Annotated in this window: 8 protein-coding genes and 1 riboswitch; of the genes, 2 read left to right on the forward strand and 6 right to left on the reverse strand. The window is 72.8% G+C overall.

The window, feature by feature from the left end; genetic code table 11:
• Positions 1-128 precede the first annotated feature (128 nt).
• On the reverse strand, positions 129-1,685 hold the full coding sequence (locus ACFWEP_RS25355) for a DUF445 domain-containing protein (protein ID WP_387373164.1): 1,557 nt from the start codon (positions 1,683-1,685) through the stop codon (positions 129-131).
• 219 nt (positions 1,686-1,904) lie between these two features.
• Between ACFWEP_RS25355 and ACFWEP_RS25360 the strand changes: the two genes are divergently transcribed.
• Positions 1,905-3,083 carry an SGNH/GDSL hydrolase family protein gene (locus tag ACFWEP_RS25360; RefSeq protein WP_387373175.1) on the forward strand — a complete coding sequence of 393 codons (1,179 nt, stop codon included), beginning with the start codon at positions 1,905-1,907 and terminating at the stop codon, positions 3,081-3,083.
• Positions 3,084-3,198: 115 nt separating this feature from the next.
• Here ACFWEP_RS25360 and ACFWEP_RS25365 read toward each other — a convergent pair whose 3' ends face one another.
• The 4 genes from ACFWEP_RS25365 to ACFWEP_RS25380 all read right to left on the reverse strand — a co-directional run bounded on the left by ACFWEP_RS25365 (position 3,199) and on the right by ACFWEP_RS25380 (position 6,855).
• On the reverse strand, positions 3,199-3,948 hold the full coding sequence (locus ACFWEP_RS25365) for a DUF1707 domain-containing protein (RefSeq protein ID WP_387373166.1): 750 nt from the start codon (positions 3,946-3,948) through the stop codon (positions 3,199-3,201).
• A gap of 141 nt (positions 3,949-4,089) precedes the next feature.
• The gene (locus tag ACFWEP_RS25370; RefSeq protein ID WP_387373168.1) at positions 4,090-5,142 is read right to left on the reverse strand and encodes an ATP-binding cassette domain-containing protein; all 1,053 of its coding nucleotides are present in this window, start codon (positions 5,140-5,142) and stop codon (positions 4,090-4,092) included.
• 32 nt (positions 5,143-5,174) lie between these two features.
• Entirely contained in the window at positions 5,175-6,062 is an 888-nt protein-coding gene (locus ACFWEP_RS25375; protein WP_387373169.1) for an ABC transporter permease, read from the reverse strand.
• Positions 6,055-6,855, reverse strand: coding sequence for an ABC transporter permease (locus ACFWEP_RS25380; protein ID WP_387373171.1), 801 nt, complete (start codon positions 6,853-6,855; stop codon positions 6,055-6,057). The genes ACFWEP_RS25375 and ACFWEP_RS25380 overlap by 8 nt, the downstream gene beginning before the upstream one ends.
• 236 nt (positions 6,856-7,091) lie before the next feature.
• Here ACFWEP_RS25380 and ACFWEP_RS25385 point away from each other — a divergent pair, with 236 nt between their 5' ends.
• Positions 7,092-9,593 carry a transglycosylase domain-containing protein gene (locus tag ACFWEP_RS25385; RefSeq protein WP_387373173.1) on the forward strand — a complete coding sequence of 834 codons (2,502 nt, stop codon included), beginning with the start codon at positions 7,092-7,094 and terminating at the stop codon, positions 9,591-9,593.
• Between the two features lie 40 nt (positions 9,594-9,633).
• Here ACFWEP_RS25385 and ACFWEP_RS25390 read toward each other — a convergent pair whose 3' ends face one another.
• Positions 9,634-9,954 (reverse strand): multidrug efflux SMR transporter, encoded by a 321-nt coding sequence (locus ACFWEP_RS25390; RefSeq protein WP_266704822.1) that lies wholly within the window; start codon positions 9,952-9,954, stop codon positions 9,634-9,636.
• A 39-nt stretch (positions 9,955-9,993) separates the two neighbouring features.
• Positions 9,994-10,059, reverse strand: a riboswitch (guanidine-III (ykkC-III) riboswitch).
• Positions 10,060-10,073: the final 14 nt, after the last annotated feature.

Here is a 10,073-nt window from a genome sequence, read left to right on the forward strand (position 1 = left end):
CCTTATCCCCGGCGGGGGGGGGGGCCCCGGCGGCGGGGGGGGGGGCCCCCCGCGGGGGGTTCCCACCCCCGGGGGGGGGGGGGGTCCCCCCCCCCCCCCCCGCCACCCCCGCCCTGGACAGCCGGCCCTCAACCCCCCAGCGCCCTCGACACCGTGTAGATCGCGAGTCCGGCGAGCGCGCCGACCACCGTGCCGTTGATCCGGATGAACTGCAGGTCGCGGCCGATGTGGGCCTCGATCTTCCGCGACGTCTGGTCGGCGTCCCAGCCCGCGACGGTGTCGCTGATCAGCGAGGTGATCTCGGTGCGGTAGGTGGTGACGACGTAGACCGCGGCATCCTCCAGCCACCCCTCCAGCTTGGCCTGAAGCCTCTGGTCCGTGGCGAGGCGGGCGCCCAGCGACATCAGCGAGGCCCGCGCCCGCAGCCGCAGTTCGCTCCGTTCGTCCTCGGCCGCCGCGATGATCATCGCGCGTACGGAGGACCAGGCGGAGGCGATCACGTCCTGTACCTCACGGCGCCCCAGGATCTCCGACTTCAGCCGCTCCACCCTCTCCCGGGTGTCCCGGTCCGTCTGGAGGTCGGCGGCGAAGTCCGCCAGGAAGGTGTCGATGGAGTCGCGCGCCGGGTGGCCCGGCATGTCCCGCATCTCCGTGACGAACCGCAGCAGCTCCTTGTAGACCCGCTCCCCCACCCGCTTGTCGACGAACCTCGGGGTCCAGCCGGGCGCCCCGCCCTGCACCGCGTCCATCACCGCGTCACCGTGCAGAACCAGCCAGTCGTGCGCGCGGACGCAGACCAGGTCCACGACCCTGCGGTGCCCGCCGTCGGCCACCACCTTCTCCAGCATCTTCCCGAGCCCGGGGCCGATCTCCACCGCGTCGGCCCGCCGGGTGATCGCCTCTCCCACGATGGCCTGCACATCGGCGTCCCGCAGCACCTTCAGCGCCCCGCGCAGCGCCGTCGCCAGCTCGGCGGTGACCCGGTCGGCGTGCTCGGGCTCCGCGAGCCAGGCACCGACCCGCCCCCCGACGCCCAGCGCGTGGATACGGCCGCGCACCACGTCCGCGGAGAGGAAGTTCTCGCCCACGAACGAGCCGAGCGAGGCCCCCAGCTGGTCCTTCTTCGTCGGGATGATCGCGGTGTGCGGAATGGGCAGACCGAGTGGCCGGCGGAAGAGGGCCGTCACCGCGAACCAGTCGGCGAGCGCACCCACCATGCCGGCCTCGGCCGCGGCGGCGACATAACCGGGCCAGCCGCCCACTCCCGCGTTCTTCGCCCAGGTGGCGAGGGTGTACACCAGGGCGACCAGCAGGAGCAGCCCGGTGGCGGTGATCTTCATCCGGCGCACCCCGCGCCGTTTCTCCTCGTCGGCGGCGGTGTACGCGAACGCGGCCAGGGGTGCGGCGGCCCGTCCGGAGTCGCTCGCCGACCGTGCCGTACCGTCGAAACCGCCGTCGGGGCCCACCGGAGCGTCCCGGTCCGCCGTCACGCCGGCCGGGGCTCCCGTCCCGCCGGCATGATCCGGATCCGCGTCCGTCCCGTGTTCCGGCCCCGTGCCCGCGCCCGGTTCATTACCATCCACCGCGTCCCGCCTCGCTTTCTTCCGTGTACCGGTCCGCCGTGCGCCCGGTCCCCTCCTACCGCGCCACCCGTTCGCGTACACGTCTTCCCCAGTCGTACGCATTGTCCCCAACAGTCCTACTCCCGGGCCGCCCGCCCAGTTCCCGGCGGCCCGTCGCACACCGGTTCCCCCGGCATCCCGGGCCGAGCACGAGGAGACGTACCGCGCATGTCCAGGGTCGCCCGTAGAGACCAGGCCGGACCGGACCCCGGCCCCCGCGAGCCCGGCCGCGGCTCCGGGGCGGGCCCCGGTCTCCGCAGGCGCGCCCTGCGGCCCGCCCTCGTGGCCGGTACCGCCGTACTCGCCGCGGCCCTCGCCCTCGGCACGGAACGGCTCACCGGCCCCCGCGGCAGCGACGTGCGCGCGTCCGGCGAGCACCCGGCCGGCCGCGAGACTGCGGCGGCGGACGGCCGGTGGGTCGCCACCTGGACCGGGGCGCCGGTACGCGCCGCCCCGGTCGGCACACGCGAACCGGCGGGCACGGTCGTACGCAACGCCGTGCACAGCAGCGTCGGTGGCGACGCGGCGCGCATCACCCTTTCGAACCTCTTCGGCACCGGCCCCCTCGTGGTCGACCACGCGCGGGTGAACTCCCGTCCGGTGACCTTCGGGGGCGCGGGCAGGGTCACCGTCCCGGCGGGCGGACAGGTCGTGAGCGATGCCGCGCGGACGAGGATCGCCGCCGACTCGGACCTCGTCGTGTCCTTCCGTACGCCCGTGACCGGCGGGCACATCACCCAGCACCCGGCCGCCTTCCAGACCTCGTACCTCGTCGACGCGCGCACCTCCCGGCCCATCGACGAGTGGCGCTATCTGACGGCCGTGGACGTCTTCAGTACGGCCGCGTCGGGCGCGGTCGTCGCCTTCGGCGACTCGCTCACGGCCGGCAGCGGCTCCACCCCCAATGCCGACAGGCGCTGGCCGGACCTCCTGGCCGACCGGCTGAAGGGCAGCTGGGGCGTGGCGAACCAGGGCATCTCCGGGAACCGTCTGCTGTCGGACGGCCGGGGCGGCATCGCGGGCGTCACCCGCTTCGAACGGGACGTGCTGGGCGTCACCGGAGTGCGCACGGTGATCGTCGCGCTCGGCGTCAACGACGCCCAGACCGCCTCTCCCCACCTCGACCCGCGGCGGGTGGTGGACGCCCTGCGCCGCCTCACCGGCCAGGCCCACGCCCGGGGGCTGCGGGTGATCGGGGTGACCCTGACCCCGTTCGAGGGCATCCCCAACTTCACCCGGTCCCGCGAGGCCGTCCGGCAGGAGGTCAACGAACAGATCCGGGCCGGCGGGGTGTTCGACGCGTACGTGGACTTCGACGAGGTGGTCCGCGACCCCGCCGCACCGGAACGCATCCGGGCGGACTACGACAGCGGCGACCACCTGCACTTCAACGACCGGGGCTACCAGGCCCTCGCCGACAGCATCGACCTCGGCCTTCTGACCGGCGGCCCGCAGGGGTAGGCGCCTCCCGCCGGATCAGGTCCGGGCACGGCGCGGGTCGGGGTGGCCCGGCCCGGGTTCCGGGGCGGAATCCGCCCGGACGGTCCGCCGCGAGGCCCCGGCTTCCGCACCGGCCTCAGCGCAATTCCTTGCCGCCACCCGGTCCGCGCACCCCGCCCGGTCCGTCCATCCCGCCCGGTCCGTCGACCTCCCGGGGCGCTCGGGCCCGGCCCACCGCTTCGGCCTTCGCTCCCGCCTCGGCCTCCCTGCGGCGACGGCGTTCCGCCTTGCTCCACTTGCGTTCCACGCCGACGCCGCCCATCAGCGCGAAACCGGTGACGGTCACCCTCGGCGCGTCCGGGGCGGGTTCGCCCTCGTCCTTGGACCGTTCGTCGAACCCGCCCATCAAGCCGATCCCGTTGACCCGCACATGTACGTCCGGCGGCACGGTGACGCCCATTCCGCCCATGATCGTGACACAGCGGATCGTCACCTCGCGCTCCGCGAACCGGGCCTCGCGCAGATCGACGACCCCGCCGCCCCACATCACGAACGAGGTGAACGTCCGGCCCACGGTCCAGCGCCCCCTGCGGCTGAAACCGCCCCAGAACGCGAATCCGCCCTTCGACGTCGGCTCCCCGCCGATCCGCTCCGACCACCCCGTCACCGCGGCCCCGCCCACGTCCGGCAACGGCGCTCCGGAGAGCGGCAGATCGCGGACGAGCGGGGTCAACTCCCCCCGCGTGCGCGCCGCGTAGGCCGTCTCCAGCCGCTGCTCGAACTCCGCCATGTCAAGACGCCCTTCGGCCATGGCGTCCCGCAGGATCTCGGCGATCCGTTCCCGCTCGGCGTCCGAGGCACGCATGTCCGGGAGTTCACTCGTCATACCGCCCACCCTATGCACCGCACGCACCACCGGGCCAGAGCCCCCGCCGCACCGCACGCACCACCGGGCCAGAGCCCCCGCCGCACCGCACGCACCACCGGGCCGGAGCCCCCGCACCGGGCGGCGCCCACCGTACGCGGCCTACGCGGCGGGGTGCGGTCGCGCCGCGTACATCCGGGCGATCACGTCCTCGATGTCCGGCTCCCGGACCGAGAGGTCCTTCAGCGGGTACTCCGCCGCGATCCGCGCCACCAGGGGCGCCACGGAGGCGCCCGCCGGGAGCGCCAGCCACTGGCGTGGTCCCTCGGTCCTGAGCACCCGCGCCCGCAACGGCCCCTCGGACTCCACCGTGATGGGCGGGAGTTCGCGGTCCAGATCGACCACCAGGACGCGCTCGCTCTCCCCCGCCTCGTGCAGCCCGGCGAGCGCGCCGTCGTACATCAGCCGGCCGTGGTCGATCACCATCACCCGCCGGCACAACTGCTCGATGTCGGTGAGGTCGTGGGTGGTGAGCAGGACGGTGGTGGAGCGCTCCTCGTTCAGGTCCTTGAGGAACTGCCGCACCTTCGTCTTGGAGATGATGTCGAGCCCGATGGTCGGCTCGTCCAGGTACAGCACCTCCGGGTCGTGCAGCAGCGCCGCCGCGATGTCGCCGCGCATCCGCTGCCCGAGCGAGAGCTGCCGGACCGGCGTGTCCAACAGGTCCGCCAGATCCAGGAGTTCGACACAACGGTCCAGGTTCTCCCGGAAACGCGCGTCCGGGATGCGGTACATGCGGTGCATCAGCCGGTACGAGTCCTTCAGCGGCAGGTCCCACCAGAGCGTGGTGCGCTGCCCGAACACCACCCCGATCCGGTGCGCCAGCCGGGTGCGCTCCCGCGACGGGTCGACGCCGGCGACCCGCAGCCGGCCGCCGCTCGGGGTCAGGATGCCCGTCAGCATCTTGATCGTCGTCGACTTGCCCGCACCGTTCGGGCCGATGGAGCCGACCATCTCGCCGCGCGCCACCCGGAAGCTGATCCCGTCCACCGCGCGCACCTCGTGCCGCTCGCGCCGCAGGAAGCCCGCCTTGCGGCGCACCTCGAAGACCTTCTCCACCCCGTCCAGCTCGATGAACGAGCCGTCCCCCACCGGGGTCCGTACGCCGCCTTCCGCCACCACCGCACCCCTCCCCGCCCGCGCGTTCCGTGCCATGCCCGACCCCATCCCCGTACCGCCGTCCCTCGTCAACTTCCCGTACTCCGGTACGCCCGCAGCCCCGTACGCCACGCCAGGCCAGCGAGCAGCCCGCACCCGGCCGCCACCACCGGCGGCAGGAACGCCACCCACTGCGGCAGCGCCACCGGGTACTCCCGCCCCAGCACGTACAGCGCGGGCAGCCAGCTCACGAAGGCCAGCGGCACCACGAACGTCACCCCGCGCACCAGTTCCCGGGCGAAGACGGTGGGCGGGTACTGCAACAGCGTCTGCCCGCCGTACGTGAAGGAGCTCTGCACCTCCGCCGCGTCCAGGGCGAAGAACTGGAGGGCCGACCCGGCGACGTACACCGCGCCGAAGACCGCCCCGCCGCTCACCACCGCGAGCGGCACCAGCAGCACCTTCAGCGGCGTCCAGTCGATGTCCAGCACCACCAGGGCGTACCCCAGGACCATCAGCCCCTGGATGATCCGCCCCGTCCGGCGCAGCGCGAACCGGTCGGCCGCCACCTGGACCAGCACCGGCACCGGGCGCACCAGCAGCGTGTCGAGCGTGCCGTCCCGGACCCGCTCGCCGATCCGGTCCAACGACCCCAGCAGCAGATCGGCCAGGCCGAACGCGGTCGCCGCCATCCCGTACAGCAGGGCGATCTCCGGCAGGGAGTAGCCGCCGAGTACGTCGACATGACCGAACATCAGCATGATGGCGACGAAGTCGAAGACCGTCGAGAGGAAGTTGCCGAGCGTGGTCATGGCGAAGGACGCCCGGTACGCCATGGTCGAGCGGATCCACATTCCCGCGATGAGCCGGTAGGCGCGGAGGCCTTCCACCAGCTGCGACCGCCCGCCGCCGCGGGGCGCGTACGCCGCAGCCTCCGCTTCCGTACCGCCGTCCGGGACGAGCACCGTGTCAGCCACCCTGCACCACCACTTTCCGTGTCGCGACCGACTGGAGGAGCCGGCCCGCCAGCAGCAGGACCAGCGCCCAGCCGGCCTGGAAGGCGAACGCCCCCGCCAGGTCCCACCCGGTGCGCTTGCCGAGGAACACGTCGGCGGGCACCTGGAGGAACGCCGACCACGGCAGGGCCCGCGCCACCTCGCCGAGCAGCCCGGGGAACAGGTTCAGCGGCAGCAGCAGCCCCGAGAAGAACAGCCCCGTCAGCCAGCTGATCTGGAGCACCCCCGCCCCGTCCAGCAGCCAGAACGCGGCCAGCGCGACGAGGAACCGGATGGCGAAACTGACCACCACTCCGAGCACCACCGACACCAGGAACGCCAGCCATGTCCACGGGGAGACGGGCAGGGCCAGCTCGAAGGCGAGCGCGCCGATCGCCATCGGCACGATGCCGCGCCCGAGGAAATGGAAGGCCGCCCGGCCCAGGTCACCCGCCAGCCACCAGAGCTGGAGGTCCGCCGGGCGGTAGAGGTCGATCGCGATGTCGCCGGTCCGGATGCGCGCCATCAGGTCGTTCTCGAAGCCGCCGCCCATCATCGAACACGTCATCAGCAGTGCCTGGCCCAGCCAGACGAAGGTCATGGCCTGCGCGGTGTCGTAGCCGCCGAGGTCCGGCCGCTCCGCCCACAGGGCGGCGTAGGTGTACGCGACGATGAAGCCGAAGACCGTGTTGGTGAAGGTCCCCGCCACCGTCGCCATCCGGTAGGTGGCATGCCGGCGGAACCCGCCCGCGGCCACCACGGCATAGACCCGCACGTCTCCCCCAGCCTCATCCGTGTTCTGCCCGGACCGCCCGTCCCGGGGAACTGCCCGCCCGCAGGCACCAAAGCGCACGACAGTAGTCCAGGTGTCCAAAGACCGGCGACCTGTTTTCCGGAGCGCGCGAAGCGCCCGGGAGGGCGTGCGGCAGCACGTTCAGGTGCGTTCCGAAGGTTATCGACAGTAAAAGGGCAGTATGGGAGGACTGTCCGCGGCCGAGGAGTCTCCACCACATGAGCGACGAGCCACAGCGCTGGACCCCCCGGGACCCCTCCGGCGACGAGGGCGGCAAGAGCGAGGAGGACGCCGGTGGGAGCGACCCGCAGGACGGGACGGCGAGCGGGACGGCGGAGACCGGAGCCTCGGCCACGGCGAAAGAGGGCAAGGGTCGCAAGGGCCGCGCGAATCGCCCCCGGCGCAAGGGCTGGCGCCGCCTCGTCCCGACCTGGCGCATGGTCCTCGGGGCCGTCCTGCTGATCGCCGTCCTGCTCGTGGGCGGCTTCGTCGCCGGGTACCAGCTCGTCGGCATCCCCGCCGCCAACTCCAGCGCCACCGCCCAGAGCAACGTCTACCTCTACCGCGACGGGGCGGTCATCGCCCGCGACGGCGACGTCAACCGGGAGAACGTCCAACTCGCCCAGGTCCCGAAGGACGTCCAGCACGCCGTCCTCGCCGCCGAGGACCGCAACTTCTACTCCGAGCGCGCCGTCGACGTCGGCGCCATGCTCCGCGCCGCCTGGAACACCGTCACCGGACAGGGCAGACAGGGCGGTTCGACGATCACCCAGCAGTACGTCAAGAACTACTACCTCGGCCAGGAGCAGACGGTCGTCCGCAAGGTCAAGGAGTTCTTCATCGCGATCAAGCTGGACCGCGAGCAGACCAAGGACCAGATCTTCGAGGGGTACCTCAACACCAGCTACTTCGGCCGCAACGCCTACGGCATCCAGGCCGCGGCCCAGGCGTACTACGGCAAGGACGTCACCGACGTGGACGTCGCCGAAGGCGCGTACCTCGCCTCGCTCCTCAACGCCCCCAGCGCGTACGACGTCGTCGCCCACCCGGAGAACAAGCCGGCCGTCCTCGCCCGCTGGACGTACGTGCTCGACGGCATGGTCAAGGAGGAATGGCTCGGGGCGTCCGCGCGCGCCGCGCTCACCTTCCCGCCACCCGGCGAGGCCAAGGCCTCCACCGGCCTCTCCGGACAGCGCGGCTACCTCGTCGACGCGGTCAAGGACTACCTCACCGGCCACGGGATCGTCGACGAGGGGACCCTCGCCACCGGCGGCTACCGGATCACCACCACCCTGGAGAAGGAGAAGCAGGACGCCTTCGTGGACGCCGTCGAGGAGAACGTGACCTCCCGGACCGACGACGGCAACGAAGCCGACCGCAACGTCCGCGTCGGCGGCGCCTCCATCGCCCCCGCCACCGGAGAGGTCGTCGCCCTGTACGGCGGGATCGACTACACCCGGCAGTACGTCAACAACGCGACCCGCCGCGACTACCAGGTCGGCTCCACCTTCAAGCCGTTCGTCTTCACCGCCGCCGTCGCCAACGACTCCACCACCCAGGACGGCCGCCGCATCACCCCGAACACCCGCTACGACGGCACCAACGAGCGCCCCGTGCAGGGACGCCAGGGCGACACCGGCTACGCCCCCGCCAACGAGGACGACGTCAGTTACGGCGACATCACCGTCCGGGAGGCCACCGACAAGTCCGTCAACGCGGTGTACGCGCAGATGGCCGAGGACGTCGGCCCCGAGAAGGTCGAGGAGACCGCGATCAGCCTCGGCATCCCCGAGGACACCCCCGACCTGACCGCCTCCCCGTCCATCGCACTCGGCCCGGCCACCGCCAGCGTGCTCGACATGGCCGAGGCGTACGCGACCCTCGCCAACCACGGGCGGCACGGCACGTACACCCTCGTGGCGAAGGTCACCAAGGACGGCAGGAGCATCGCGCTGCCCGGCCGCACCACCCGGCAGGCCGTCAGCCGGGAGGCCGCCGACACCACCACCGCGATCCTGCGGAGCGTCGTCGAGGGCGGCACCGGAACCGCCGCGCGGGCGGCCGGACGCCCCGCCGCCGGGAAGACCGGCACCGCCGAGGAGGACAAGGCCGCCTGGTTCGCCGGCTACACCCCCGACCTCGCGACCGTCGTCGCCGTCATGGGCCAGGACCCTGAGACCGGAACGCAGGAGTCGCTGTACGGAGCCCTCGGCCAGTCCCGCGTCAACGGCGGCGGCGCCCCCGCCGAGACCTGGGCCGACTACACCGCCGCCGCCCTCGAAGGCTCCGAGGTGCAGGAGTTCGACCTGGATCTCGCGGAGGGCAGCGAGGAGCCGGACCCCTCCGAGGACGAATCGCCGTCGGCCGACCCCGACTTCCCCTCGGACACCCCGAGCGGCGACACCCCCACCACCCCCGCCGGTACCACCCCGGCCACCCCGGGCCCGACCGGCACCGGCGCGGGCGGCACCACCGGCACGGGCCCCACAGGCGGCGGCAACACCGGGGGCGCCACCGCGAACGGCGGGACCGCGAACGGCGGTACGACCGGCGCCACCACCGACGCGGGCACCACCGAAGGCGACGGAGAACCCGGCACCACCACCGGGGAGACCGGCGACGGCGGCGGCCCCACCGGAGACCGCAGCACGGGCGGCAGCCCGGTCGAGGGAGCCCGGGGCCCGGACCGGGGCCCGAACTTCCCGTACCCCTGGCAGTGAGACCGGCCGAACCGGGCGCGACCGAGCCGCGCCGGAACGCTCAGTGCCCCGAGGTCGCCTTCAGCCCCACCACGGACACCAGCAGCAGACAGACGAAGAAGATCCGGGCGGCGGTCACCGGCTCGTGCAGCACCACCATCCCGAGCACGGCCGCACCGGCGGCCCCGATCCCCACCCACACGCCGTAGGCCGTACCGATCGGCAGCGACTTCGCCGCCTGCGCCAGCAGCAGCATGCTGGCCACGATCCCGAGGACGGTGAACACACTCGGCCACAGCCGGGTGAACCCCTCCGCGTACTTCATACCGATCGACCAGCCCACTTCGAGCAGACCGGCAATGATCAAGAGAACCCAGGCCACGACGGCCACCTCCGACGACGAACACACGGAACAACACGGACTGCGTCGTCTTTGCCAGCCCGGTACGGCGCGTCTCGTCGGGTGATCCCACCGTAGCAACAAACGCGGTGGAGCCCCTG

The sequence above is a fragment of the Streptomyces sp. NPDC060198 genome (genome assembly GCF_042728415.1).
Classification (GTDB): domain Bacteria; phylum Actinomycetota; class Actinomycetes; order Streptomycetales; family Streptomycetaceae; genus Streptomyces.

Excerpts from the sequence above, each read along its gene's own strand:
- ACFWEP_RS25355 (WP_387373164.1), bottom strand. The coding sequence starts at position 1,685 with ATGCGTACGACTGGGGAAGACGTGTACGCGAACGGGTGGCGCGGTAGG.
- ACFWEP_RS25365 (WP_387373166.1), bottom strand. The coding sequence starts at position 3,948 with ATGACGAGTGAACTCCCGGACATGCGTGCCTCGGACGCCGAGCGGGAA.
- ACFWEP_RS25370 (WP_387373168.1), bottom strand. The coding sequence starts at position 5,142 with ATGGCACGGAACGCGCGGGCGGGGAGGGGTGCGGTGGTGGCGGAAGGC.
- ACFWEP_RS25385 (WP_387373173.1), top strand. The coding sequence starts at position 7,092 with ATGAGCGACGAGCCACAGCGCTGGACCCCCCGGGACCCCTCCGGCGAC.